The sequence below is a fragment of the Aliiroseovarius zhejiangensis genome, from assembly GCF_014656375.1.
Taxonomy (GTDB): domain Bacteria; phylum Pseudomonadota; class Alphaproteobacteria; order Rhodobacterales; family Rhodobacteraceae; genus Aliiroseovarius; species Aliiroseovarius zhejiangensis.
On record NZ_BNCH01000004.1, the window covers coordinates 66,717 to 93,356 of the forward strand.

Annotated in this window: 24 protein-coding genes and 1 riboswitch; of the genes, 9 read left to right on the forward strand and 15 right to left on the reverse strand. The window is 61.5% G+C overall.

The annotated features are described in order from the left end of the window. Window positions 1-101: 101 nt before the first annotated feature. Together folE2 and metZ are read right to left on the reverse strand one after the other, a co-directional pair. Window positions 102-1,208 carry a GTP cyclohydrolase FolE2 gene (gene folE2, locus IE188_RS10290; RefSeq protein WP_191286409.1) on the reverse strand — a complete coding sequence of 369 codons (1,107 nt, stop codon included), beginning with the start codon at window positions 1,206-1,208 and terminating at the stop codon, window positions 102-104. Between the two features lie 84 nt (window positions 1,209-1,292). Continuing rightward, on the reverse strand, window positions 1,293-2,486 hold the full coding sequence (gene metZ, locus IE188_RS10295; protein ID WP_191286410.1) for an O-succinylhomoserine sulfhydrylase: 1,194 nt from the start codon (window positions 2,484-2,486) through the stop codon (window positions 1,293-1,295). A 72-nt stretch (window positions 2,487-2,558) separates the two neighbouring features. Then, a riboswitch (SAM riboswitch) is annotated at window positions 2,559-2,637 on the reverse strand. Between the two features lie 133 nt (window positions 2,638-2,770). On the opposite strand from metZ, the gene IE188_RS10300 reads away from it, so the two are divergent. Further along, window positions 2,771-3,472, forward strand: coding sequence for a glutathione S-transferase N-terminal domain-containing protein (locus IE188_RS10300; RefSeq protein ID WP_191286411.1), 702 nt, complete (start codon window positions 2,771-2,773; stop codon window positions 3,470-3,472). 20 nt (window positions 3,473-3,492) lie between these two features. Here the strand turns inward: IE188_RS10300 and IE188_RS10305 are convergent, their stop codons facing one another. From IE188_RS10305 to IE188_RS10325, 5 genes are all read right to left on the reverse strand, one after another. Continuing rightward, window positions 3,493-4,101 carry an inner membrane-spanning protein YciB gene (locus tag IE188_RS10305; protein WP_191286412.1) on the reverse strand — a complete coding sequence of 203 codons (609 nt, stop codon included), beginning with the start codon at window positions 4,099-4,101 and terminating at the stop codon, window positions 3,493-3,495. Between the two features lie 9 nt (window positions 4,102-4,110). Then, window positions 4,111-5,013 carry an EamA family transporter gene (locus IE188_RS10310; protein WP_191286413.1) on the reverse strand — a complete coding sequence of 301 codons (903 nt, stop codon included), beginning with the start codon at window positions 5,011-5,013 and terminating at the stop codon, window positions 4,111-4,113. A gap of 3 nt (window positions 5,014-5,016) precedes the next feature. Then, entirely contained in the window at window positions 5,017-6,249 is a 1,233-nt protein-coding gene (gene ftsY, locus IE188_RS10315) for a signal recognition particle-docking protein FtsY (protein ID WP_191286414.1), read from the reverse strand. A 70-nt stretch (window positions 6,250-6,319) separates the two neighbouring features. Next, entirely contained in the window at window positions 6,320-6,955 is a 636-nt protein-coding gene (locus IE188_RS10320; protein WP_191286415.1) for a lysoplasmalogenase, read from the reverse strand. A gap of 115 nt (window positions 6,956-7,070) precedes the next feature. Beyond that, complete coding sequence (locus IE188_RS10325; RefSeq protein WP_191286416.1) at window positions 7,071-8,756, reverse strand: NAD(P)H-dependent oxidoreductase subunit E; 1,686 nt, start codon at window positions 8,754-8,756, stop codon at window positions 7,071-7,073. Between the two features lie 150 nt (window positions 8,757-8,906). Between IE188_RS10325 and IE188_RS10330 the strand changes: the two genes are divergently transcribed. From IE188_RS10330 to dtd, 8 genes are all read left to right on the forward strand, one after another. Next, a complete protein-coding gene (locus IE188_RS10330; protein WP_191286417.1) occupies window positions 8,907-9,989 on the forward strand; it encodes an alkane 1-monooxygenase in 1,083 nt (360 codons plus the stop codon). A gap of 310 nt (window positions 9,990-10,299) precedes the next feature. After that, window positions 10,300-11,202, forward strand: coding sequence for a 5-bromo-4-chloroindolyl phosphate hydrolysis family protein (locus IE188_RS10335; RefSeq protein ID WP_191286418.1), 903 nt, complete (start codon window positions 10,300-10,302; stop codon window positions 11,200-11,202). 17 nt (window positions 11,203-11,219) lie between these two features. After that, on the forward strand, window positions 11,220-12,413 hold the full coding sequence (locus tag IE188_RS10340) for a toxic anion resistance protein (protein WP_191286419.1): 1,194 nt from the start codon (window positions 11,220-11,222) through the stop codon (window positions 12,411-12,413). 22 nt (window positions 12,414-12,435) lie between these two features. After that, window positions 12,436-13,389, forward strand: coding sequence for a DUF2927 domain-containing protein (locus IE188_RS10345; protein WP_191286420.1), 954 nt, complete (start codon window positions 12,436-12,438; stop codon window positions 13,387-13,389). Between the two features lie 26 nt (window positions 13,390-13,415). Further along, window positions 13,416-14,531 (forward strand): SPFH domain-containing protein, encoded by a 1,116-nt coding sequence (locus tag IE188_RS10350; protein WP_191286421.1) that lies wholly within the window; start codon window positions 13,416-13,418, stop codon window positions 14,529-14,531. A gap of 63 nt (window positions 14,532-14,594) precedes the next feature. After that, window positions 14,595-15,710: a TFIIB-type zinc finger domain-containing protein gene (locus tag IE188_RS10355; RefSeq protein ID WP_191286422.1), complete on the forward strand. Its 1,116-nt coding sequence runs from the start codon at window positions 14,595-14,597 to the stop codon at window positions 15,708-15,710. 9 nt (window positions 15,711-15,719) lie between these two features. Then, complete coding sequence (locus tag IE188_RS10360; RefSeq protein ID WP_191286423.1) at window positions 15,720-16,403, forward strand: nitroreductase; 684 nt, start codon at window positions 15,720-15,722, stop codon at window positions 16,401-16,403. Continuing rightward, window positions 16,400-16,837, forward strand: a complete 438-nt coding sequence (gene dtd / locus IE188_RS10365; RefSeq protein ID WP_191286424.1) for a D-aminoacyl-tRNA deacylase — start codon at window positions 16,400-16,402, stop codon at window positions 16,835-16,837. The genes IE188_RS10360 and dtd overlap by 4 nt, the downstream gene beginning before the upstream one ends. A gap of 12 nt (window positions 16,838-16,849) precedes the next feature. On the opposite strand, the gene IE188_RS10370 is transcribed toward dtd, so the two are convergent. The 8 genes from IE188_RS10370 to IE188_RS10405 all read right to left on the reverse strand — a co-directional run bounded on the left by IE188_RS10370 (window position 16,850) and on the right by IE188_RS10405 (window position 26,561). Continuing rightward, on the reverse strand, window positions 16,850-17,782 hold the full coding sequence (locus IE188_RS10370; RefSeq protein ID WP_191286425.1) for a 2-hydroxyacid dehydrogenase: 933 nt from the start codon (window positions 17,780-17,782) through the stop codon (window positions 16,850-16,852). Further along, window positions 17,779-18,927, reverse strand: coding sequence for a rod shape-determining protein RodA (rodA, locus tag IE188_RS10375; RefSeq protein WP_191286426.1), 1,149 nt, complete (start codon window positions 18,925-18,927; stop codon window positions 17,779-17,781). The genes IE188_RS10370 and rodA overlap by 4 nt, the downstream gene beginning before the upstream one ends. Further along, window positions 18,924-20,879, reverse strand: coding sequence for a penicillin-binding protein 2 (gene mrdA, locus IE188_RS10380; RefSeq protein WP_191286427.1), 1,956 nt, complete (start codon window positions 20,877-20,879; stop codon window positions 18,924-18,926). Before mrdA ends, rodA begins: the two co-directional genes overlap by 4 nt. Further along, window positions 20,876-21,415 carry a rod shape-determining protein MreD gene (locus tag IE188_RS10385; protein WP_191286428.1) on the reverse strand — a complete coding sequence of 180 codons (540 nt, stop codon included), beginning with the start codon at window positions 21,413-21,415 and terminating at the stop codon, window positions 20,876-20,878. The genes mrdA and IE188_RS10385 overlap by 4 nt, the downstream gene beginning before the upstream one ends. Further along, window positions 21,412-22,362, reverse strand: a complete 951-nt coding sequence (gene mreC / locus IE188_RS10390; protein WP_191286429.1) for a rod shape-determining protein MreC — start codon at window positions 22,360-22,362, stop codon at window positions 21,412-21,414. The genes IE188_RS10385 and mreC overlap by 4 nt, the downstream gene beginning before the upstream one ends. Window positions 22,363-22,417: 55 nt before the next feature. Next, a complete protein-coding gene (locus IE188_RS10395) occupies window positions 22,418-23,455 on the reverse strand; it encodes a rod shape-determining protein (RefSeq protein ID WP_191286430.1) in 1,038 nt (345 codons plus the stop codon). A 184-nt stretch (window positions 23,456-23,639) separates the two neighbouring features. After that, window positions 23,640-24,977 carry an MFS transporter gene (locus tag IE188_RS10400; protein ID WP_191286431.1) on the reverse strand — a complete coding sequence of 446 codons (1,338 nt, stop codon included), beginning with the start codon at window positions 24,975-24,977 and terminating at the stop codon, window positions 23,640-23,642. A gap of 39 nt (window positions 24,978-25,016) precedes the next feature. Further along, the gene (locus IE188_RS10405) at window positions 25,017-26,561 is read right to left on the reverse strand and encodes a 2-isopropylmalate synthase (RefSeq protein WP_191286432.1); all 1,545 of its coding nucleotides are present in this window, start codon (window positions 26,559-26,561) and stop codon (window positions 25,017-25,019) included. Window positions 26,562-26,640: the final 79 nt, after the last annotated feature.

Below are 26,640 nucleotides of genomic sequence, written 5' to 3' on the forward strand. Positions count from 1 at the left end.
AAGGGTTGGCCCCGCGCAGACAAACTGTCAAGGATCAGTTGCCGTCCGGCTTGGCCTTGCGACCCGGGTGTGCCTGATCAGTCAGAACTGCGAGCGTGTGGCTAACCCACGTGAAACAAGGTCGAAAACAGCTTGGGATCAAGGCTCTCGGCCTCGAATGTTTCACCTTCGGTCAGGATCGACACCGCATCATGGCTGTGCAGGCTTTCCTGATGGCTGGCCACGATGCGGAAATCCCCGATCCGCGCATCTTTTTGCAGATGGTCGCAGAACAGGCGGGCGGCGTCTTCGACAAAGATCGGGTTCGCGGCGTTCAACTCGGCAAAGGCCTGTTCATCTTCGCGTTTCACCATCACCTGCGTTTCCGTCGGCACGGCGGCGCGACACAGGTCGATCAGATCCTCAAACCACAGCGTGTGATTGGGCTGGTGGATTTTTTCGACCGAAATCCGCGCGACCGACCGTTGCGAATGCGGAGTGGCCAGTTGCCCGCGCATCTGGCGCGCGTGTTCGGACAGCTCCAGCGAACAGGGACAGGTCGAGGAATAGACATAGTCCAGATGCATGAACTTGCGCCGCTTGCCACGATGTTCGACCAATTCCAGCGCAATATCGTAAAACTGATAGCCTGACAGGCCAGACCGCAGGCTTTCCACCCGTGCGGGGTAGGAAAAGCGCATCTCAATGCGCGCGTCCAGGCTTTCCAGATCGGTCTTGTAATCGTCCAGCGCAGACTCGATCACAGCAAAACTGAAGGTCTTTTCCGCATGGGCATAGAAGCTGCGCATAATACGCGACATATTGATGCCCTTCTTGCCCGCCTCAAGGCTGACCGTGCCCGTGACCGAGGTTTCCAAGGTCACATCCGCCCCGTCGCGGGTGTGATACCGGATCGGCAGGCGGAAGTTGGAGATACCGACATGCTGGATATGCCTCTTGGCCCCCTGAATCAGACTGGCCGGACCGTTTTGCAGGTCGGGCATCGACGCCTTATAAGCCGCATCCGGTGTGAAATTTGCCGGGTAATCGCGGCTGAGGTCGGGATAATTCGGCAGCTCTGCCCCCGGCAGAAGCCGTGCGATGGCCGGGTCCAGCCGCGCCACTTCGACCGGGTCGGCCTGGGCCGCCCAATCGCACAACAGCGCCAGCGCCTCGCGCGCGGTGTCTGTATCAGGGGTCGCCCCCCGCTTGCGCTTCATCTGGTTCATTTCGGACCCTCCGATCCTGTCGCACCCTTACAACATAAGTGTGTGGCAGGAAATCTCCAAATGCGATGCGCGGGATGCGACCAATCAGGCGGCGTTTAGGGCCTGTATCAGATCCGCAATCAGATCCTGCGTATCCTCAAGCCCGACAGACAGACGCAGAAGGCCGGGGGTAATCCCCAGCATCGCTTTCTGATCGTCGGGCAGGCGTTGATGCGTCGTGGTTGCCGGATGGGTGACAATGGACTTCGCGTCGCCAAGGTTGTTCGAGATCACGATGATCTCAAGCGCATTGAGGAACCGGAACGCAGCCTCTTTCCCGCCCGCGAGCTCCAGCGCCAGAACGGTTCCTGCCCCGCCGACCATCTGGCGTTCAGCCAGCGCCCGGTCGGGGTGACTGTCCAGCAGCGGATGCACCACGCGCGCCAGTTTGTCATGGCCTTCCAATGCGCGCGCAATATCAAGCGCCGATGCGGCCTGTGCCTTTACGCGCAAGTCCAGTGTTTCCAGCCCTTTCAGCATGACCCACGCGTTAAAGGGGCTCATCGCGCCACCGGTATGTTTCAGATAAGGCTCCAGGGTTTTGCGAATATAGTCCTGCGTGCCCAGCACGACACCGCCCAGACACCGCCCCTGCCCGTCCACATGTTTGGTCGTCGAGTAAACAACCACATCAGCGCCCTGGTCGATGGCGCGGCTGAACACCGGGGTCGCAAACACGTTGTCCACGATCACCAGCGCGCCCACTTCGTGCGCAATTTTTGCGACGCCTTCGATGTCGATCACCTCTAGCGCCGGATTGGACACGCTTTCAAAAAAGCAGACCGCCGTATCGCTGCGCACAGCCGCACGCCAGGCATCCAGATCGGTGCCGTCCACCAATGTGATCTCGACCCCGTAGCGCGCAAGAATATCTTCAAGGACGTAAAGGCACGACCCGAACAGTGCCCGTCCGGCGACAACGTGATCGCCGGCCTTCAGAACAGACATCAACGCACCGCTGACCGCTGCCATGCCCGACGCCGTGGCAAACGCATCTTCGGCCCCTTCCAGCGCGGCCATCCGATCCTCGAACATCGCCACGGTCGGGTTGCCATAACGGGCATAGATGAACTCGTCCCGGCTGCTTTCGATGAACCGGGCTTCGGCCTGTTCTGCGCTGTCATAGACGAAGCCCTGGGTCAGAAAGATCGCCTCGCTGACCTCGTTGTATTGGCTGCGACGTGTGCCGCCATGCACGGCTGTCGTCCGTTTCGACCAACCCGTCTTTGCGTCTGTCATCTGCGCCGTCCCTTCGCACAAAAAAACCCCCACCGCGATCCGAGCGTCGGGGGCTGTGTCGCAGGCGCCACGCCCGCAAGGTCCCTGACCTCTTTAGCGGTTTATTTTACGTGGCCCGCAATCCGGTGAACAAATCGCCACGCGAAAGCGTTACTGCCTGCGACGTTTTGGGTCAAGGGCGCAAGGGGTTTAGGCGCACCGGATCGTGACCACACTCACCTGCCAGAGGTGTTGCCATTCGCGCACCACCTGTCATCCTGCCCGCAACAGAAAGGAGCCCACCGATGCCCAAACCCATCGACCTGTATTATTGGCCCACCCCGAACGGCTGGAAAATCTCGATCGCACTTGAGGAAATGAAACTGCCCTATGAGGTGAAGCTGGTGAACATCGGCGCGGGCGATCAGTTCGACCCCGATTTCCTGAAGATCGCGCCCAACAACCGGATGCCTGCGATTGTCGACCCGGACGGACCGGACGGTGCGCCAATCTCGATCTTCGAATCCGGTGCGATCCTGCAATATCTGGCCCGCAAGACCGGCACGTTCTGCGGCGAGACCGAGCGGGACCGGATCGCGGTCGATCAATGGCTGATGTGGCAGATGGGCGGCTTGGGGCCAATGGCCGGACAGGCGCACCACTTCCTGAAATACGCACCGTCGATGGAGCCACCCAACGACCTGCCCTATGCCAAGGACCGCTATCGCGCTGAAACCGCGCGGCTATACGGAGTGATGGACAGGCAACTTGCGAACAATCGCTATCTTGCAGGCGATTTCTACTCCATCGCCGATATGGCCTGCTGGGGGTGGGCGTCGTTGTGGGAAGGGCAGGAGCAGACGCTGGACGACAAGCCCAACCTGGCCCGGTGGCTGGAGGAGGTGGGCGCGCGTCCCGCCGTTCAACGCGGTCGCGCGCTCGCGTCAGACCAACGCGGCAATCTGCAAACCGACAAGAAGGCGCAGGAGGTACTGTTCAAAAGATAAGTGCGGCCGGGAGCACGGCGTCAGCCTTCGCTGGCGTCCTCTTCCGTGCCGAAGCGTTTGAACAACCCGGCCTGCGTCATGAAAAACGCAAACATGGCCAGTGGCAGACCGAAGGTCTTGAAATTGACCCAGGCGTCAGTGGACATGCTGCGCCAGATCACCTCGTTCGCAAGCGCAAGACCCAGAAAGAAAAGCGCCAACCGTTTGGTCAGGATCATCCAGCCCTCGCGTTGCAACGGCAGCGCGCGGTCCATCACCGCCTCAAGATAGCTGGTGCCGCGCATCAGCCCGAAACCCAGTATCCCCGCAAACAAGGCGTAGATCATCGTCGGCTTCATCTTGAAGAACCGTTCGTCATTGAACCAGATCGACATGCCGCCGAAGGCGACGACCAGCACCAGCGTCACGATCTGCATTTTTGACAGGTAGCCCGTGATCTTCCACATCGCCAAGGTTGCCAGCGCCAGCACCGGGATGAACAGCGCGGTCACGGCGACAAAGCCGGAATATTCGGTGCCCGCGACCAGAAAGCTGCGATCCTTCAGGAACGTATAGGCCACGAAGAACAGGATGATCGGCCCGTATTCCAGCGTTGCCCTGACGGCGGGTGTTGCCTGTTTCTCGGTCATGGTGCCTCCTTATGCGCCCATTTCGACTATCACGGCACCCGCCGCGATCAAAGCCATCATCGTCAGACGACGCGGCCCGACCTTCTCTTTCAGCACAAGCCAGCCGATCAGCGCGGCAAACACGGTCGAGGTTTCGCGCAGCACCGCCGCTTCGCCCACATTGTCCAGCCGGGTCGCAAGCATGATCGAGCCGAAGCTGAAATAGGCAACAAAGGCCCCAAGCACACCGCGCCCCATAAGGGGGGCAAGCGCGGGGCGGTCCGTCATGTTCCACCAGCGCAGACCCGCGATGATCGGCATGAAAAACCCGTCGATGAAGAAAAACCATGCCAGGAAGGTGAAGGGGTTGGCGGTCGCGCGGATGCCATAGGCGTCATAGGTGGTATAGGCCGCGACGAACAAACCTGTCACCACTGCCATCGCCAGCGCCGGTTCCAGTTGATCGCGCCCCATTTGCCAATGGCGCAGGTTATAGACCGCCAGCGCGAAAATGCCGGCCACCAGCGTCGCAACGCCGACCCATTGCACCGACGTAAAATGCTCCCCGAACAAAAGGCCCGCGCCAATGACGGTGAACAACGGCCCGGTGCCGCGCACGACCGGATAGACGACGGTATAGGAGCCCAGCGCATAGGTATAACTCTGCGCAAGCTTGTAGCCGACATGGATCAAGAACACGACGGCGAAGATCGGCCACATATGCGGCTCTGGCTTTGGCACAACGAATAACGCGAAGGGTGCCGCGATCAGCCCATAGGACAAATCAATGGCCCCACGTGACAGCCACGGATCATGCCGCCCCTTCTGCAACGCGCCAAACAGCGCGTGCAGGAACGCCGCCGACAGCGCAAGGATCAGAGCAAGCTGGCGGCCCGCATCGGTGCCTTCCAGGGACACAAGCCAATCGCTCATCCGTCAGGTCCGATCAGTGATGCCGATCAGGGCGCGGGCAAAGTCTTCGGGATCGAAGGGGGCCAGGTCGTCAATCTGCTCGCCCACACCAATCGCGTGGATAGGCAGAGCGAACTTGTCGGCCAGCGCGACCAGAACGCCACCCTTGGCGGTGCCATCGAGCTTGGTCATGACAAGCCCGGATACATCGGCGAGTTTCTGGAACGTCTCAACCTGTGACAGGGCGTTTTGCCCGGTGGTCGCGTCCAGCACCAACACTGTGTTATGCGGCGCGGTCTCGTCCTTTTTCTTGATGACGCGCACGATCTTGGCCAATTCCTCCATCAGATCAGCGCGGTTTTGCAAGCGGCCCGCGGTGTCGATCATCAGAAGGTCGGCGCCGTCGGCCTCGGCCTGCGTCATCGCGTCAAAGGCCAAGGACGCGGGGTCGGAGCCTTCGGGTGCGGTCAGGACCGGCACGCCCGCGCGGTCGCCCCAGACTTGCAATTGTTCGACAGCGGCGGCGCGGAACGTGTCACCGGCGGCAATCACGACCTTCTTGCCGGCGGCGGTGAACTGGCTGGCCAGCTTGCCGATGGTGGTCGTCTTGCCCGCGCCATTCACACCGACGATCAGGACGACCTGTGGGCGTTTGGGATAAAGCGGCATTGGGACGGCGACCGGCTCCATGATACGGGTGACTTCGGCCGCCAGAACCGATTTGATCTCGTCCACCGACAGTTTCTTGCCGAAATACCCTTCCGAGATATTGGCGGTCACGCGCATCGCGGTATCCACCCCCATATCCGAGGTGATCATCAGATCTTCAAGGCTTTCCAGCATGTCGTCGTCGACGGTGCGGCGCACGACCGTCTTGGCCTCGCGTCGTCCAAACATGCGACCCAACAGGCCGGGCTTTGCAGCGGCTTCCGGTGCGCTTTCGACCAGAGCCTCGACCGGCGCGGCAAGTGGTTCGGGTTCGGGTTCGGGTGTAAGCTCCTCGACCTCAACCACTTCCGCAACAGGCTCAGGCTCAGGCTCAGGCTCAGGCTCAGGCTCAGGCTCAGGAACTACATCTGGCGCATCCTGCGTTGTGTCAACGGGGGCGGGTGCGTCAGCTTCGGTGGACGCTGCAGCCTTGGCAGATTCCTCAACCAGTTCTTCTTCGCCGCCATCTTCGACGATCGCCTCAAGCCCTTCTTCCAGCTTGGATGACGATTTGAACAGCCGTTCCTTGAGTTTCGAGAAAAAAGCCATGGGCGCCCTCTTGATCGATTTCTATCCACCTAAGCCACATGGGGGGCGGATGGAAGGGGGCAGCGCGGGGTCAGGCTTGCAACCCGCCCCAAAGGATCAACGCCTGCCCGGTAATATAGAACGCCCAGATCGCGTATCCAGCCTTCAGCCGGTGATGGTGCGTGTCCGACATCCGAAACAGGTTGATGGCAAGGATCACATCCGAGAGGATAAACAACCCTGCGCCAACCACAGTCCATCCGAACGGCAATGTCAGCGCAGACAGGCCCATCGTGCCGATGATCACCACATAGATACGCACAGGCCATTGAAGATGCCCGGTATGCGTGGCCAACCAAAGTTCGGTCGACACCATCAGGGTAACAAGGATGATCGCGGCAACAGGCACGGTGGAAAACGCATCCCAGATTTGTGCATCCGAGACGCCCAGGAAATGCAGGATATAGGCCAGATGAGACAAGGCGAAGGCAGACAGGCCGTACAGAAACGGCGCATCCCCGTCGCGCGACAGGCCGAAATCCCCCAGCGCGGACAGAAACAATCCGACCACAAGGAACGGACCCAGACCGGCCAGGTAAGCCGCCAGCGCGAAAGCCAGAAGCGGAACGGTCTTGATGATGGACCGCGCCCAGGATTGCGGCGTCGAGCTGAGCGGAAAATACGCCGCTGCAAAACCCAGACCCAGAAGAATCGGCAGGTAGATCATGGCTTCTTCCTTGCACCAGAGCCGTTAACAACAGGTGATTGCACGTGGCACAACACATGCCTGCGCTGGTGCATGGGTCAAGCGTGACGTAGGAAGAACCGAGGGGGGATTTCTGTCAAATTTCGTCTGGAAAGTGCTTCATTGTCAGCAAGATCGGGTTCGGCGCCGCCTGACCCAGACCACAGATCGAGGCATCTTGCATCACGCTGCACAGCTCCTTCAGTAGCGGTTGATCCCAGCGATCCGCCTGCATCAGCTTAACCGCCTTCTCGCAACCTGACCGGCAGGGGGTGCATTGGCCGCAGCTTTCATCCTCAAAGAACCGCAGCATGTTCAGCGCCGCATCGCGGGCGCTGTCCTTGTCGGACAGGACCACGACCGCCGCCGATCCGATGAAGGTGTCATGCGGTTGCAACGTATCGAAATCCAGCGGGATGTCGTCCATCGACGCGGGCAACAGGCCCGAGGACGGGCCGCCCGGTTGGTAAGCCTTGAAACTGTGCCCCTCGGCCATCCCGCCACAGGCGTCGATCAGGTCGCGGATCGTGGACCCGGCAGGCAGCAGATGCACCCCCGGATTGGCCACGCGCCCCGACACGGAATAAGACCGCAAGCCTTTGCGCCCGTTCTTCTCAACCGACGACAGAACCTCGCCCCCTTCGCGCAGGATGCGCGTCACCCAGTGCAGGGTTTCGACGTTATGCACCAAGGTCGGGCGGTCAAAAATGCCCACCTGCGCCACAAAAGGCGGGCGATGGCGGGGCAGGCCGCGCTTACCCTCGATCGATTCGATCATCGCGCTTTCTTCACCACAGATATAGGCCCCTGCCCCGCGCCGCAGGTCAATATAGCCCGGGTTGATCAGCCCCGTTTCTTCCAGCGCCGCAATCTCGCGGCGCAGGATTTCCAGCACCGCCGGGTATTCGTCGCGCATATAGATAAAGCAGGTCTCGGCCTCGACCGCCCAGGCGGCGATCAACATGCCTTCCAGCATCAGATGTGGGGTGCGTTCCAGATAGTAACGGTCCTTGAACGTGCCCGGCTCGCCCTCGTCACCATTGACAGCCAGATAGCGCGGACCGTCATTGGCCCGCACGAAGCCCCATTTCTTGCCCGACGGAAAACCGGCCCCGCCAAGACCGCGCAGACCGGCGTCCAGCACTTGCGTCTGCACGGCCTCCCAATCGCCACCCGCACGCAGGTTTTCCAGCGTCGCGTAGCCACCCCCGGCGCGATAGACGGCAAGGTCTTCGTAGTCAGGCAGTTTGGTATGAGTATCACCCGCCGCAATCGCCGCCTGCACCTTTTCAGGCGTGGCATGGTCGATGTGGTTGTGACCCAGCTCCAGCACCGGGGCGGTGTCACATCGGCCCATGCAGGGCGCGCGCACCACGCGCACCTGATCCGCGTCCAACCCATCCGAAAGCGCCTTTTGAAGCGCCTCTGATCCAGCCAGTTCGCAGGACAGGCTGTCACAGACACGGATGGTCAAGGCGGGCGGTGGTGTCTCGCCTTCGCGCACCACGTCGAAATGGGCATAGAAGCTGGCGACCTCGTAGACCTCGGCCTGGCTCATCTTCATCTCGTTGGCCAGCGCGCGCAGATGGGCGGCAGACAGATGGCCACGGGCGTCCTGGATCAGATGTAGAAACTCGATCAACAGATCACGGCGGCGCGGACGGTCGCCCAGCAGCGCCTGAATATCCTCAAGCGCGGCGGGATCGACCTGCCGGCCTTTCGGCTTGCGCCGCCCCTTGCCCTTGCCAGATTTCCAGACACCTTTTTTCTCGTCCAACGCCATTGCGATCCCCGATCAAACATTGCCCCCACAATAAACGGCGCCCCCAACCCGACGCCATCCAAAAGCGACATAGATATGGCGGATTGCGCATCGCGCCCGTTTCCCTGATATTTTATTCACGCCCACCCAGGGCCAGCAAGCGGAGCGCATATGTCCGGACAACCAACCCATCCTCTCAGGCTTTTTGCGATTGCCAGCCTGACCCCCGTGGTGCTGATCGCACTGGCGGCGACATTCGGAGGCTGGTTTGCGGCGGTGGCCCTGATTTATATGACGCTTCTGGTCTATGGTCTGGATGCGATGATCGCGCGGATCACGCCCCCGCTGGACGAAGAGGATACCGCCCAAGGCGCAGACCGCTTGTCGGCCCTGTTGGCGTTGAGCCATTTCGGACTGCTTGGACTTGTCGTCTTTTCGCTGGGGGGTGGCATGCAGCACAGCCTTGCCGCCACCGCCTGCACCTTTCTGGCCGCGGGGCTGTTTTTTGGTCAGGTCTCGAACGCAAACGCGCACGAGTTGATCCACCGCAGCGACCGCGCGCTGCACGGCCTCGGCAGATGGGTCTATATCTCGCTTCTGTTCGGGCATCATGCCTCTGCCCACCCCAAGGTGCACCACCGCTGGGTGGCGACCCCGGACGACCCCAACACCGCGCAAGAGGGCGAAAGTTTCTATGATTTCGCACCGCGCGCCTGGATTGGGTCCTTCGTGGCGGGGTACGAGATGGAAAAACAAGACCTTGCGCGACGACAGCGGTGGGGGGTGCACCCCTACTACATCTATGTCGCAGGGGCGATTGTGATGATGGTTGCGGCGCTTTGGATCGGCGGCATAGCTGGCTTTCTGGTCTATCTTCTGTTGTGCCTGCATGCCCAGATGCAACTGCTTTTGTCAGATTACGTCCAGCATTATGGCCTGCTCAGGGACAAGCGCCCGGACGGGGACTTCGCCCCGGTCGGGGTCGAGCACAGCTGGAACGCGCCACATTGGTTTTCATCGCATCTGATGCTGAACGCGCCGCGCCATTCCGACCATCACGACCATCCAATGCGGCGCTATCCCGCGCTGTCCCTGCCCGACGCCCAAACGGCGCCCATCCTGCCCTATTCCCTGCCCATGATGGCCACCATTGCCCTGATACCGCCGCTTTGGGACCGGGTGATGGGTCGCGCCCTGCGCAAATGGCGCAGCCGGAGCGCCCCGCAGGCCGAGATGGCAACCACACACAGCTGAAATCGGGAACGAATGGGTGGGTTTCCCCGTTGGACCTGTGATGCACTGCGATAGGATTGATCTGAACCACGACCGAAACCGAAGAGCTGCGCGACGGCCGTTCGCGCGAGATGGACACCAAACGCCCCGGGCGAACCACCCCACCGCATTCCGCCAACAAACCCATAGCGATAGCGGGCAGACGACCCTATATTGATTTCGAAACGGTGAGCAGGAAAGGCCTCCGATTGTCTGAGAATGGACTACAAAAGACCGCTTTTTTCGTGCTCGTCGCGCTGATCCTCTATGTCTCGATCACGGGGGGCGCGTGATGTCACAGCGTTATGGCGGCGAGTTCAGCCCGAAATCGTCTGATCGCAATTCGGACACACAGCACGATGGCGGCCCGGTCGAACGCTCGCCCTATCACGGCAAAACCCGCTCGCGCGCCGGTGGACGTGTGAACCTGTTGTTTCTGGCGCCGCTGCCGCTGGCCTTTCTGGCGTTCTTTCGCGACCCCGGCGACCTGATCCTGCGTCTGTTGGCGTTCGGGGCATTGATCGGGGCTGCCTGGCTGACGCGCGAAGGCATACTGGCACAAGAAGAATACGACGCGCGCAAGATCGCCCGCCGCCCCGCCATTCCGCGCAAGCTGTTTGGCTCGGCCATGACGGGGATCGGTCTGTTTCTGGCGGGCTCGGTCGATGGCTCGCCGATTATTGCGGCGGCACTTGGACTGCTGGGGGTCGGCCTGCATGCGTTTTCGTTCGGGCTGGACCCGATGCGCGACAAGGGGATGGAGGATGTGGACAGCTTCCAGACCGACCGCGTGGCCCGCGCCGTGACCGAAGCCGAAAAACATCTGCGCGCCATGAAGGACGCCATCAACAGGACCAAGGATCGCCGTCTTGAAGGGCGTGTGGATCGCTTCATCGCGACCGCCCGCGATATGTTCCGCACTGTCGAGGATGATCCGCGCGACCTGACAGCGGCCCGCAAGTATCTGGGGGTCTATCTGCTGGGCGCGCGTGACGCGACGACCAAGTTCGTGGACATCCATATGCGTGATCCAAGCGGCACCGCCCGCGCCGAATATGAAACCCTGCTGGATGATCTTGAGGCGAATTTCGCCGCCCGCACCCGGCAGTTTCTGAACGACAACCGCACCGACCTTGATGTCGAAATTGAGGTTCTGCGCGAACGACTGGCACGCGAAGGCGTGCGAACCGAGTAACTTGTGAGGATTTTCAAATGACCGATACGACACGTCAAAAGGCCGAAGCGGCCCTGAAGGATATTGAAGAAGTGACCGCCGTCGTGCTGCCGGAACCCTCAAGCGCGCTGGTGCCGCTGGAAAAGGCGAACAAGAAAGTCAGTGCCGAGATTGAAAAGCGCATGGCCGAGATCGACATGGAAAACACCCAGTCGATCATCGAATTCGGATCCGCCGCCCAGGCCGAATTGCAGGTGATCAGCCAGGACATGCTGGCCGGGGTGCGCAACAAGGATGTCGGTCCCGCCGGTGACAGCCTGCGCAATATCGTGACCACGATCCGCGGCTTTTCGATCAGCGAGTTGGACATGCGGCGCGAACGCAGCTGGTGGGAAAAACTGCTGGGCCGCATGGCTCCTGCCGCGAAATTCATGGCGCGGTACGAGGATGTTCAGGGCCAGATCGACAAGATCACCGACAATCTTCTGGGCCATGAACACGCGCTTCTGAAGGACATCAAATCGCTGGACAAGCTCTATGAAAAAACGCTGGAGTTCTACGATGAACTGGCGCTCTACATCTCGGCGGGCGAGGCCAAGCTGGCCGAATTGGATGACACCGTCATCCCCGCCAAGGAGGCCGAGGTCGCCGACGCCCCCGAGGACCAGGGCGTGATCAAGGCCCAGGAATTGCGTGACCTGCGCGCTGCGCGCGATGATCTGGAGCGTCGTGTGCATGATCTGAAGCTGACGCGACAGGTGACGATGCAGTCACTGCCGTCGATCCGGTTGGTGCAGGAAAATGACAAGTCGCTGGTGACAAAGATCAACTCGACGCTCGTGAACACTGTGCCCCTGTGGGAAACGCAACTGGCGCAGGCCGTGACCATCCAAAGGTCGTCGGAAGCTGCGCGCGCCGTCAAGGACGCCACCGATCTGACCAACGAATTGCTGACCGCCAATGCCGAAAACCTGCAAGAAGCCAACCGGATGGTGCGCAAGGAAATGGAGCGTGGGGTCTTTGACATCGAGGCGGTGAAATCCGCCAATGCGACTCTGATCGCCACGATCGAGGAAAGCCTGGCCATCGCCGATGAAGGCAAAGCCAAACGCGCCGCCGCCGAGGAAGAACTGATCAAGATGGAGGCCGAGTTGAAGGACACCCTGGCTGCCGCCACATCGCGCGGCACCGCATCGGCGCACAACATAGCAAGCTCGGTGCCGCAGGCATGAACAGGATTGGGAAAGGGACGCAATGCGGCGACACCCCCTGACACTGGCAACCGGAGCCCTGGCGGCAACGCTGGCGCTGTCGGCGTGCCAATCGGCTGGTCCCGTTGGGGCTGGCCTGTCCACCTCTCCTACACCCAAGCCAAGGGCGGTATCGGCCAATCTGGTGCCCAGTGCGGAAAGCCTGGCATTGGTCAACTATTACGCCAGCGTGCAGCGCAGCTTGCTGACCCAGGGCCTGCTTCGCACCGATGGCGGCGGCGCGGATGTGCCGTTCAGCGCGGCGATGCTGGCCCGCAATTTCGAACGCATCGCCTTCTTTCAGGAATACTCGCAAGCGGGCGGGCGTCTGGTTGCGCGTGAAAACGCCTCGCGCCTGACGCGCTGGGAGAAACCGGTGCGGGTCTCGGTGCATTTCGGCCTGTCCACACCTGATGACAAGAAAATGCGCGACCGTGCGGTCCTGTCCCGGTATGTCCGCCGCCTGGCCCGGGTCACTGGCCATTCGATCAGCATGACCAACGGGGAAGGCAATTTCCGCGTCTACATCCTGAACGAGGACGAGCGCAAAGCCTTCGGGTCAGAGCTGCGCAGGATCGTGCCCGGCATCAGCGCGCTGAGCCAGCGGGCGGTCATCAACATGCCGCGCGACACCTATTGCCTGGTCTTTGGGCGTGACCCGGAAAACAATGGTCGGTTTGAACAAGCCGTGGCGGTCATCCGCAGCGAGCATCCGGACCTGATGCGCACCTCGTGCATTCACGAAGAGGTCGCGCAGGGATTGGGCCTGTCCAATGACAGCCCGCAAGCCCGCCCGTCGATTTTCAACGACGACGAGGAGTTCGGCCTTTTGACCACGCATGATGAAAACCTGCTTCGCATGCTATATGACGACCGGCTCAGGCCGAACATGACGGCGGAGGAAGCCCGCCCGATCATCAAACAGATCGCTGCCGAACTGACCGGCGGCGCGGTGTGACCGACACCCAATAAGGGAGCGTAACTATGGGAATTCTTGATTTTCTGACGGGCGAGTTCATCGACGTCATTCACTGGGTGGATGACACCCGCGACACGATGGTCTGGCGTTTCGAACGGGAAGGCCACGAGATCAAGTATGGCGCCAAGCTGACCGTCCGCGAAGGGCAGGCCGCCGTGTTTGTGCATGAAGGCCAGTTGGCGGATGTGTTCACCCCCGGCCTTTACATGCTGGAAACCAACAATGTGCCGATCCTGACCACGATCAATCACTGGGATCATGGCTTCAAGTCTCCGTTCAAGTCCGAGATCTATTTCGTCAACACGACGCGGTTCAATGACCTGAAATGGGGCACCAAAAACCCCATCATGCTGCGCGACCCCGAGTTTGGACCGACCCGCATCCGCGCCTTCGGCACCTATAGCGTACGCGTGTCAGACCCGGCCAAGTTTTTGGTCGAAATCGTCGGCACGGACGGCGAGTTCACGATGGACGAGATCAGCTATCAGATCCGCAACATCATCGTGCAGGCCTTCAGCCGTGTGATTGCGGGTGCGGGCATCCCGGTTCTGGACATGGCCGCCAACACCGCCGATCTGGGGGCCCTGATCGCCACCGAGATTTCGGGCATCGTGGCAGAATACGGGCTGATCATTCCCGAGTTCTATATCGAAAACATCTCGCTGCCCCCTGCGGTCGAAGCAGCGTTGGACAAACGCACCTCGATGGGGGTTGCGGGCGATCTTGGGGCGTTCACGCAATATTCCGCGGCCGAAGCCATGACCGCTGCGGCGCAAAACCCGTCCGGTGGCGGCGGCATGGGCGCTGGCCTTGGCATGGGCATGGGCATGGCGATGGCCGGGCAAATGGCGCAGTCCGGGTCGTGGGGCGCGGCCCCGGCGCCCTCTGCGCCGCAAACGCCCCCACCGCCACCGGTGGAACATGTCTGGCACATTGCCGACAACGGCGAGACAAAAGGGCCGTTTTCCAAGGCCGCTTTGGGCCGCATGGCAGCGTCTGGAGGTCTGACGCGTGACACGTATGTCTGGACACCCGGGCAGGATGGCTGGATGCGGGCCGACGAGGTGGCGGAACTGGCACAGCTTTTCACCGTCATGCCACCCCCGCCGCCCGGCACCTGATTGCCCCGGCGGCGCACGCGCCGCCCACCCTTCTCAACCGCCTGAAAGACGAGGCTGCCCCGGATGGCCTATCCGCGTGAAGACACTCAAGCGCCGCTGGAAGAGCACCGCTTCCCTTGCGACCAATGCGGGGCGGATCTGCGCTTCGATCCCGAACGGAACCTGTTGACCTGCGACCACTGCGGGAACCAGCAGCCGATCGAGGACCGGCCCGTCGCAGTCCCCGTCATCCGCGAGCTTGACCTGAAACGTGCCCTGTCCCAGCAATTGCCGGACACCGAGACCGAGGTCACGCGGATTTTGACCTGCCCCAACTGCGCGGCCCTGATCGAGTTTGATGGCGACACCCATGCCACCGAATGCCCGTTCTGCGCCACACCCGTTGTGACCGACACCGGCACCCATCGAAGGTTCAAGCCCAAGGGGCTTGCCCCGTTCGAAATCCGCGAACGCGACGCTCATAAGGCCATGACCGATTGGCTGGGGCAGCTCTGGTTCGCGCCAAACGGGTTGCGTGAATATGCCCGAAAAGGGCGGCGCATGACCGGGATCTATGTGCCCTACTGGACCTTCGATGCCGACACCCGCACCACCTATAGCGGCCAGCGCGGGACGGTGCATGAACGTGTGCGCACGGTCACGGTCAACGGGGAAAGACGGCAGAAACGTTCGCAAACGGTCAGGTGGCAATCGGTTTCAGGGCGCGTCGCGCGGGTTTTTGACGATGTTCTTGTGCTGGCCTCTCGCGGATTGCCAAAGACATATACCGACGCGCTGGAGCCGTGGGACTTGTCGCGGCTGGAACCGTATCGACCCGAATACCTCGCAGGGTTCCAGGCCGAAGGCTACACCGTCGATCTGGAACAGGGGTTCTCGGAAGCCCGCGACTACATGAACCGCATCATTTTGCGGGACGTGAAGTTCGACATCGGCGGGGATCGCCAACGCGTGACCTCGATGGACACCAAGACCTCGGACGTGACCTTCAAGCATATCCTCTTGCCGGTCTGGCTGGCGGCCTATAAATACCGCGGCAAAACCTACCGCTTTGTGGTGAACGGGCAAAATGGGCGTGTGCAGGGCGAGCGGCCTTATTCGGCATGGAAGATCGCGATGGCGGTCATTTTGGGGCTGATCGTCGCCGGGATCATCGGCTATGTGTCGGCCCAAAGCCAATAGGGACAGACCATGCAATATGATGACTTCAACGCGCTGCTGGGCGCCCGGCATTCCTGCCGTGGGTTCAAGCCTGACCCCGTGCCGGCTGAGTACATCACGCAGATCCTGACCGCCGCCCAGAAGGTGCCAAGCTGGTGCAACGCGCAACCTTGGCAGGTCGACATCACGGTGGGAGCGCAAACCGACCGGCTGCGCAAGGCGCTTTATGACCATGCGATGACCGCGCCCCAAACCCCCGATGTGAGCTGGCCCAGCGCCTATACCGGCGCGCATCAATCCCGGCGCAAGCGGTGTGGCTTGCAGCTGTATGATGCCGTAGGCGTAGCGCGCGGCGACAGGCAGGCCTCGGCCAGACAGATGCTGGAAAACTTCCACCTGTTCGGCGCACCCTGCTTTGCGCTGCTGACTGCCCCGGCCGAACTTGGCCCCTATGCCTATCTGGATTGCGGCGGGTTCATCACCGGCTTCACCCTTGCCGCCACGTCGCTTGGCATCGCCTCGATCCCGCAGGCGGCGGTGGCGGCCTATGCCCCGTTTCTGCGCGATTGGTTCAGCCTGCCCGACGATCGGGTGATCCTGTGCGGAATCTCGTTCGGTTATGGGGATGACGCACATCCCGCAAATCAATTTCGCACCGCCCGCGCACCGTTGGCTGAATGGGTGCGCCTGCACAGAGAAGAGGACCAATCATGAAAGCCCTGATCCAACGCGTCAGCGAAGCCGCCGTTCACGTGGATGGCAACCTGATCGGCCAGACCGGGCCGGGGTTGATGATCCTTGTCTGCGCTATGGAGGGTGACAGCGAGGCCAACGCTGACGCACTGGCCGCCAAGGTCGCGAAACTGCGCATCTTCAAGGACGACGCCGGAAAGATGAACCGATCGCTTCTGGACACAGGCGGCAGCGCGCTGGTGGTCAGCCAGTTCACATTGGCCGCAGACACCTCACGCGGGAACCGTCCGGGGTTTTCCACCGCCGCCCCGCCTGCCGAGGGTGAACGGCTCTACAACCGTTTCGCAGGCGCCCTGCGCAGGCTTGGCATCGCCACCGAACAGGGCCAGTTCGGGGCGGATATGAAGGTCTCGCTGGTGAATGACGGGCCGGTGACGATCTGGATGGAGGTCTAGGCGCACGAGGCCTCAGTAACCCGCATCACGATCCACAAGATGCAAAAGCGGCTCGCCGGCCTCGGACCGGCGGATGTTTTCCGCCACCACGCGGGCGGCGGAAGACGGGCGGGTGTCGGCGGCGATATGCGGCGTGACCGTCACATTCGGATGGGTCCAGAAAGGATGATCGTCGGGCAAGGGTTCGACCCGGAACACATCAAGCGTGGCATGGGCGACCTGCCCGCTGTCCAGCGCGGCCAGCAAGGCCTGATCGTCGATCAGCGGTCCGCGCCCCGGATTGATGATGACCGCCCCCTTGGGCAGCCAGCCCAGACGCTCGGCGTTTAGAATGTTCTCGGTCGCCTGGGTCTTGGGCAGAAGCAACACCACGATCTCGGCCTGCGCCAGCACTGTCCGCAGCCCCTCGTCCCCGCTGTGACAGTCGATGCCCGCGATGTCCTTCGGGCGGCGGCTCCAGCCACAGACCTTGAAATTCAACGCCCGCAGCGCCTGAGCGGCCGCACTGCCCAGCGCGCCAAGCCCCAGCACCGCCACCGTCCGGTCCCGTGCAAGCGGCGGTGCGGGCTGGTGCCAGATCGGGTCGGTCCGGTGGATGTACCGATCCAGCCCCAGATGGTGACGCAGAACCTGGCCCGTAACCCATTCGGTCATGCCTTCGGTCAACCCGTCATCAACCATGCGCGTATAGGGCTGGGTCAAGGTTGGGTTCCCCACCACTTTCTCGACCCCCGCCCACAGGCCCAGCACGGCTTTGGCACCAGTGAAGGGTGCAAAATCCTGCACCTTCCCATTTGGCGCATAAACGATGTAGTCGACTTGCGCCGGGGGCAGGTCGCAGGACAGGGTCGCGTCCAACCCATGTTCCGCCAACGCCTGCGCCAGCGCGACCTCATAGACCGGCCACAACTTTTCATTGCCAGCATAAAGGACATTCACGCTCATCTTTTCTGCCTGGCCCGATGCACATGCGCGCTTTGCACCAATCCGAAACCCACCAGCAGAACCAGCATTGCCGACCCGCCATAGCTGACCAGCGGCAGGGGCACGCCCACCACCGGGGCAAGGCCCATGACCATCGACATGTTCACCGCAAAGAACAGAAAGAACGTCACCGCCACCCCAAGGATCAGAAGCGAGCTGAACCGGTCCTTGTTCTGCAGCGCAGATGCTATGCAAAAGGCAAGGATCAGCACGTAGAGCGCCAGAAGGGATACGCCACCAACGAACCCAAGCTCTTCCGCCAGCGTTGTGAAGATGAAGTCGGTCTGTTTTTCCGGCAGGAAGTTCAGGCGCGACTGCGTGCCCTGCATGAAACCCCGCCCGGTCCAGCCCCCCGACCCCAGCGCGATCTTGGACTGGGTGATGTGATAGCCCGCCCCCAAGGGGTCGGACGACGGGTCCAGAAACGTGTCGATGCGGCGGTATTGATAGTCTTTCAGCAACTGCCAGTCGGTGCCGCGCGACATGAAGACGGACGTGACCAGCCCGACCCCGGCGGCGATCACCGCCCCGAAATACCACAGACTGACCCCGGCCAGGAACATGATCGCCCCACCCCCGGCCAACAGCAGGATCGAGGTGCCAAGGTCGGGCTGCTTGAGCACCAGCGCCGTGGGCAGAAGGATCAGGATGATCGGCAACAGAACCCAGAACGGGCGCGACACTTTCTTGATGTCCAGCCAGTCGTAATAAGCCGCGAGGATCATCACCAACGTGATTTTTGACAGTTCGGAGGGTTGCAGACGCATGAACCCCAGATCAATCCAGCGTTGTGCGCCCATGCCGGTGGCGCCGATGAATTCAACCAGGATCAGAAGGATCAGCGACAGGATGTATCCAAGCCCCGCCATGTTCCGCCAAAACCAGATCGGCACCATCGCGATGGCGAACATCAGCGCCATGCCCAAGGCAAACCGCTTCATCTGCGCCGCGGCCCACGGCTCCATGCTGCCACCGGCGACAGAATAGAGCATCAAGAAGCCCATCGCCGCCACCGCCGTCAGAAGCAACACAAGGAACCAGTTGATATACAACACCTTGCGCAGACCGGCCGGCACGACCTTTACGTTATATTCCAGATAACTCATGCCTGATCGCTCTGTTCGGTGAAACGTTCTGCGGGCGGGCGGCTCAGCATTTCCTCGATATCGCGCTGGCGCGACCGGATGGTGCCGCGCTGGCTGGACGGATAGGCTTCCAGCGGCGGTTCACCCTCATAGACAGTTTGCAGCAGAATATCGCGCGCAATCGGAGCGGCTGCCTTGGACCCTCCGCCGCCATGCTCAACCACCACGGACACCGCGTAACGCGGTGCTTCGGCAGGGGCGTAGCAGACGAACAACGCGTGGTCGCGCCGGTTCCACGGCAGGTCTTCGTTGCGGGTGACACCGCGTGCGCGTTCGGCCTTGGTGATGTTGCGGACCTGACTTGTGCCGGTCTTGCCGGCCATGCGCAACCCTTCGGCCACGATCTTCGAACGCCCCGCAGTGCCGCGCTTGGCGTTCACCACCTCGTACATGCCTTGCCGGATGTATCGCAGGTTTTCGGCACTTATGCCCAGCGGACCACCGTTCATCACCGGTTGTTCCACCCCGTTGATGGCACGCACAAGCCGAGGGGAAATCGCCTGACCGGTCGCAAGCCGGGCGGTCATCACCGCCAGTTGCAAGGGCGAGGCCAGAACGAACCCTTGTCCGATTCCCGCATTCAGACTGTCCCCGATGACCCAATCTGCGCCACGGGCTTCTCTTTTCCAGGCTTTGTCGGGAACAAGCCCCTGCGCGACCGCCGACAGGGGCAGGTCGTGCCGATCCCCCAGACCAAGGCGCCGCGCCATTGCCGCAATCTTCTCGATCCCGACGCGCTGCGCGACTTCGTAGTAATAGATGTCGCAGCTTTCACGCAGGCTTTTCACCAGATCGACCTTGCCGTGCCCGACGCGCTTCCAACAGTGGAACCGTCGCTTGTGCACCTCGACATGGCCAAGGCAGTTCACGGTTTCGCCAACGCCAATCACGCCTTCTTCCAGCGCGGCCAGTGCCGTGACCATCTTGAAGGTCGATCCGGGCGGATAGGTGCCCTGCGCCGGTTTTGCGGCCAGCGGACGATACGGATCTTCCAGAAGCGCCTTGTAATCCGACCCTGAAATGCCGCGCACGAACTTGTTGGGGTCAAAGGACGGTGTCGACCCGATGGCAAGCACGTCACCTGTTTGCGTGTCCATCACGACAGCGGCTGCGCTTTCGCCTGCCATCCGCGCCTGAACATAGGCCTGAAGGTCGGCATCGACCGTCAGCTGGATATTGTCCCCCGCCTGCCCTTCCTCGCGCCCCAGTTCGCGCATTTCGCGCCCGACGGCGTTCACTTCGACCTCGCGCGTGCCGGCTGACCCGCGCAGAGACATCTCCAGCTTGGCCTCGACCCCGCTTTTACCGATCTGGAACCGTGGAATTTGCAACAGCGGGTCCGGGTCTTCCAGCTTGCTCAGGTCATAATCCGACACCGGCCCGACATAGCCGACCACATGCGCGAAATCAGATGCACGGGGATAGATGCGCGACAGCCCGACCTCGGGCGTGATGCCGGGCAGGACGGGGGCATTGATCGCCACCTCGGCCACGTCTTCCCAGGCCACGCGATCCGCAACCGTGACCGGCACGAAGGAACTGCGCCGCTTCATTTCGGACAGGATCCGCGCGACCTCGTCATCCTCGATCCAGACGATTTTACGCAGCCGTGCCAACACCTTGGCCGGATCGCCCGCGTCCTCACGCACCAAAACGATACGATAGTTCTGTTCGTTTCCCGCGATCAGCTTGCCATTGCGGTCATGGATCATGCCACGGGCAGGCGGGATCAGTTGGAACTTGATGCGGTTTTCTTCGGCAAGTGTGCGGTATTCCTCGGTCTGGTCGACCTGCATGAAGCGCATCCGCCCCACCAGCAATGCGGCGAACGAGACCTGCAAGCCCCCCAGAACAAGCCCCCGCCGGGTGATGCCCCGGGCGCTTTTCTCGGTATCAATCGGTGATCGCTTCATGACGCCTGCCTTGTAATTGCATCGTCGCCGGGTTGCAGTTTTTCCACACCCAGCAGAAAGACCGATACGAACACCACCAGCGGATAGGCCAGGGCCGTCGAAATCAACTGCAGCAACTCACGACCGAAGGGCACCTGATCCACAAAAAACACTGCCAACAGGATACGCTGCCCCACCAGCATTGCAAACAGGGTCATGACGACAAGCCCCCATTCGACAAGGAAATGCCGTTCACGCAGACCGGATTCGCGACGGCGCAAGAACTCGGACCCGGCCACGACCATCAGTGGCCAGACGCCGGGCACGCGCAGTAACAGCATGTCCAAGAGAAAAAACAGGATCGCCACCAGCAGAACCGGCACATAGTCAGGGCGGCGCAGCACCCAGGCAAAGGTAAAAGCCAACAGAATGTCGGGGCCGGGAAACCGCCCCGGCGTCAGGTCGATCGGCAACAGGCGTGCGAACAAGACCACCGCAGCAATAAATACGAGCACGAGCGAAAACAGCCAGCGCATCAAGGTCAGGTGGTCGGTCATCCGCCTGTCCCCTCGCTCGCCGGGGCCTCGGTCTGTGCCTCGTCTTCGATATTCTCCGGTGCAGGGTCGGGCAGCGGCGGCAATGCAGGCGTCGACACGATCAGCGCCCCGTCATCATCCACCTTTTCGCCGGGGTGGCTGCGCAAAACCCGCAAAAACTCCAGACGTTCATAATCGGCAGACAGGCGCACCCGCAGCCTGCGGTCCGTGCCCATCGCCACATGACCCACCAGAAGCCCTGCGGGAAACACGCCCCCGTCGCCCGAGGACACGACACGGTCGCCGGGGCGCACTTTTTCGGGGGATTCCAGAAACTCAATCGGTGGCGCGGCCGAGTTGTCGCCCACAAGCAGCGCCGTCTGACCCGAGGGCTGCACCATGATCGGCACGCGGCTGTTGCTGTCCGTCAACAGGATCACGCGGCTTGTTTTCTGCCCGACGCCCGAAATACGTCCCGCAAGGCCCAGCCCGTCCGTCGTGGCCCAACCGTCGATGATCCCGTCCCGCGCGCCGATGTTCAGAAGCACCGACTGCCGAAAGGGCGAGCCACTGTCGGTCAGCACAACGCCGGTGACATAGGACAGTTGCGCATCCAGCCTAACGTTGTTCAGGTTCAGAAGCTGCGCGTTTTCCTGCTCCAGTTGCAGCGCGGCCTCTTTCCAGGCTTTCATCTGCTGCAACTCGCGGCGAAGCTCTTGATTTTGCTCATAGATGCGCTGGTAGGATTGAAAATCCTCAACCATTCCTACCATCTTGGTGACCGGCACCAGGGCCCAGTCGAAGCTGGGCACCACGCGGTCGACCAGATTGGCGCGGAAGCGTTCCACACGCGGGCTGTCGATGCGCCAGACAAGAAAAATCAGGAACAGGCAAAGCATCAGAATGCCCACCATCAGCCTGCGCAGCGGACGGGCATAGATGTCGCTCTGATTGCTCTTCTTTGCCAATATGGCCTCCGGTCACACCAGACGAGACCAGCCCCAACCATGCGGGGCGGGCCTGTCAGCTGTCGTAGTCGATCACGTGGCGCAGCTGCTTTTCGAACTCCAGCGCCTTGCCGGTGCCCAAGGCCACGCAGTTCAGGCTTTCATCCGCAACCGAGATCGAAAGACCGGTTTGTTCGCGCAGGGCAAGGTCCAGCTCGCCCAGAAGCGCGCCACCGCCGGTCAGCATCACACCACGGTCCACGATATCCGCCGCCAGATCGGGCGGCGTGGCTTCCAGCGCGGTCATCACCGCTTCGCAGATCTGTTGCACGGGTTCGGCCAGCGCCTCGGCCACCTGCGCCTGAGAAATCTCGGTTTCCTTGGGCACGCCGTTCAACAGGTCACGGCCCCGGATTTTCAGCGATGCGCCACGCCCGTCATCGGGCATCCGGGCCGTACCGATCGAGGTCTTGATCCGCTCTGCCGTGGTTTCACCCACAAGAATGTTCTGCTGACGACGCAGGTAATTGATGATCGCATCATCCATCCGGTCACCACCCACGCGCACCGAACGCGCATAGACGATGTCGCCCAGCGACATCACGGCAACCTCGGTCGTGCCGCCGCCGATGTCGACAACCATATTGCCGGTCGGATCGGTGATCGGCATCCCGGCCCCGATGGCTGCGGCAATCGGTTCGGCAACCAGCCCGGCCTTGCGCGCACCTGCCGAGATCACGGATTGGCGAATGGCGCGTTTTTCAACGGGGGTGGCACCATGGGGAACGCAAACGATAATCTTCGGTTTCGAGAACGTCGTGCGCTTATGCACCTTGCGGATGAAATGCTTGATCATCTCTTCCGCGCTGTCGAAATCGGCGATCACACCTTCGCGCATGGGGCGGATGGCCTCGATCGAGCCGGGGGTGCGGCCCAGCATCAGCTTGGCATCTTCGCCCACGGCCAGCACCTTCTTGACACCGTCCTTGACATGATAGGCAACGACCGAAGGTTCGTTCAGGACAATTCCTTTGCCCTTCACGTAAACCAGCGTGTTCGCCGTTCCAAGGTCAATTGCCATGTCCGACGAAAACAAACCCGAAAGCCCAACCATCAATGCCTACCCCGTTTGAATACCCTTGCCGTCCGCGATTCCCGCCCGGGTGCAGACCGAAGGATATATACGGGGCAGCAGGCGCAGGTGAAAGCCCTAATACACCCGTTCAAGCGGCTTATCGCTTAGCTGGAAAAGGGAAAACAGCCATGAAACGGGCCGATTTTTCCGATCTGGTGCCGATCTAGCCATGGGTCGGCCAGGCCCGGTGTTCATTATCAATTACAAAGACATGGGCATGTTCGCGCCCGTGGGTCTGATGCGCTTTCATATGCGGATGGTCCGGCGGCAGATCCGGATGACTGTGTTCAATCACGCGATCACCATGCACCGGCCAAAGCCGCATGGCCGCGAAAACACCCATCGCCCCGAGGGCTGCCAGCACCAGCAACACCGCCGTCAGGCCCGCATATCGCCCCATCCAGCCGGCCAGCGGATAGGTGATCATCCAACACGCATGTGACAGCGCAAACTGCGCGGCAAATATCGCGGGTCGATCCTCGGCGTGGGCGGAAATGCGCAAAAGCCGTCCCGACGGGGTCAGGATCGCAGAATAGAAAGCCCCGATCAGCACCCAAAAGGTCAGAAACAGCCACCAGGGCGGCAGCGACCTGCCCCAGATGATGGCCGCGAAGACAAAGGCCAGGCTTGTCAGTGCAATCGCCGCTGGCAACATGACATCGCGTTCACGCACCCGCCCGAGCAGGCGGGGCAACAGGATCGCGGCCAGCATCGACCCGCCCCCGAACGCTGCCATGGCAACCCCCAGCGCGCGTTCACCCAAACCATAGTCTGACCGGACCAGCACAACGGTGTTCACCAAAACGAAAGCCCCGATGGCGGCGGCGGTCAGGTTCAACGCCAACAATCCGCGAAGGCGCGGCGTGGCCAGATAGATGCGACTGCCACGGGTCAGGCGTTCTGAAAACGGTCGTGTCTCGGTCGTTCCGGCAAATGGTGGCAAGTCACACCGCGCCACCAGAGCAGCCGAGATCAAGAACCCGACAACCGTCCCGGCAAACAACCCATGGAACGAGATCACCAGAAGCAGAAGCGCCGCCAGCGTGGGGCTGAGCAGGTTTTCAAGGTCATAGGCCAGGCGCGACAGGGACAAGGCCTGGGTATAATCATCCTCATCCGTCAGGATGTCGGGGATCGTCGCCTGAAAGATCGGCGTGAAACTGGCCGATGCGGTCTGCAACACGAATATCAGCGCATAGATCTGCCAGACTTCGGTCACGAAAGGCAGCGCCAGCGCCACCCCCGCGCGCGCCAGATCGGCCCCGATCAACACCGCCTTGCGCGGCAGGTGTACGAGGCTGGCCGCCAGCACCGGCGACAAGCCAACATAGGCAACCATCTTGATCGTGAACGCCGTGCCCAGGACCGCACCGGCAGCATCACCCGCCAGATCATAAGCCAGAAGACCCAGCGCGATGGTCATCAACCCGGTGCCCAGCAAAGCCACCACCTGCGCGGTGAACAGTGTGGCATAGGTGCGGTTGGACAGGGCGCGTATCATACGGGCGAGTGTATCCCCGCCCGCTTGCCGGTCAATCTGTCAAACGCCTTCGGGCTTGGTTTTCTCGCGCCGCACCAGCAGGTTGTTCAACGCGTTCACATAGGCCTTGGCCGAAGCGACAACGGTGTCGGTATCCGAAGATTGGCCGGTGACGATCTTGCCGTTCTCCTCCATCCGCACGGACACGGTGGCCTGAGCGTCAGTGCCTTCGGTCACGGCGTGCACCTGATAGAGTTGCAGCCGCGCGTCATGGGGAAACAGCGCCTGAATGGCGTTGAAGGTCGCATCGACCGGCCCGTCACCCGTCGCCGTTTTCTGGTGGTCTACGCCGTCGATTTCCAGTGTCAGGTCCGCCGATTGAGGGGCTTCGGTGCCGCAGATCACCCGCAGGAATTTCACCAGAATGCGGTCGTTGGCGGCGTCCGTCCCGTCGCGCATCAGGGCGATTAGGTCGTCGTCAAAGACCTCTTTCTTGCGGTCGGCCAGTTCCTTGAAGCGCACGAACACGTCTTTCAAATGGTTGTCGCCCACGTCAAAGCCCAACTGGTTCAGCCGGTCGCGCAGGGCGGCGCGGCCCGAGTGCTTGCCCAACACCAGGCTGGTTTCGGACAGGCCCACATCTTCGGGGCGCATGATCTCGAACGTCTCGGCGTTTTTCAGCATCCCGTCCTGATGGATGCCGCTTTCATGGGCAAAGGCGTTCTTGCCGACGATGGCCTTGTTATACTGCACGGCAAAGCCAGATACCTGCGCCACGCGGCGCGAGATGTTCATGATTTTCTTCGTATCAACGCCGGTCGACCACGGCATGATATCGTTGCGCACCTTCAAGGCCATCACGACCTCTTCCAGAGCCGTATTGCCCGCGCGCTCGCCCAGACCATTGATGGTGCACTCAATTTGGCGCGCACCGGCCTCGACCGCCGCCAGCGCGTTCGCGGTCGCCATGCCCAGATCGTTGTGACAATGGGTGGCAAACGTCACCTCATCCGCGCCCGGCACCTTTTCGATCAGCATCCGGATCAGATCGGCACTTTCGCGCGGCGCGGTATAGCCGACCGTGTCGGGAATGTTGATCGTGGTGGCACCCGCCTTGATCGCAATCTCGATCACGCGGCACAGATAGTCATGTTCGGTCCGGGTGGCGTCCATCGCAGACCATTGAACATCATCGGTCAGGTTGCGGGCGTGGGTGACGGTTTCGTGGATCAGATCCGCCATCTCGTCTTTCGACAGGTTCGGGATCTCGCGATGCAGGGGCGAGGTGCCGATGAAGGTGTGAATGCGCGGCTTGGCGGCATGGCGCACGGCTTCGGCGCAGCGGTCGATATCCTTGAAATTCGCGCGGCTCAGCCCGCAGATAACCGAGTTCTTTGATCGCTTCGCAATCTCGCTGACTGCTGCGAAATCACCCTCAGAGGCAATCGGAAACCCGGCTTCGATGATGTCGACACCCATGTCGTCCAGCATCTCGGCGATTTCCAGTTTCTCGTCATGGGTCATGGTCGCGCCGGGGCTTTGTTCGCCGTCACGCAAAGTTGTGTCGAAAATCAACACGTGATCCGATGTGGTGGTCATAGTCATGTCTTTCAGTAGAAGTGTCTTAGCCTTGGTGGCCCAACGCGGGGCCGGTTCGTGGCGCGTATGGCGGTTCCCCTGAGCG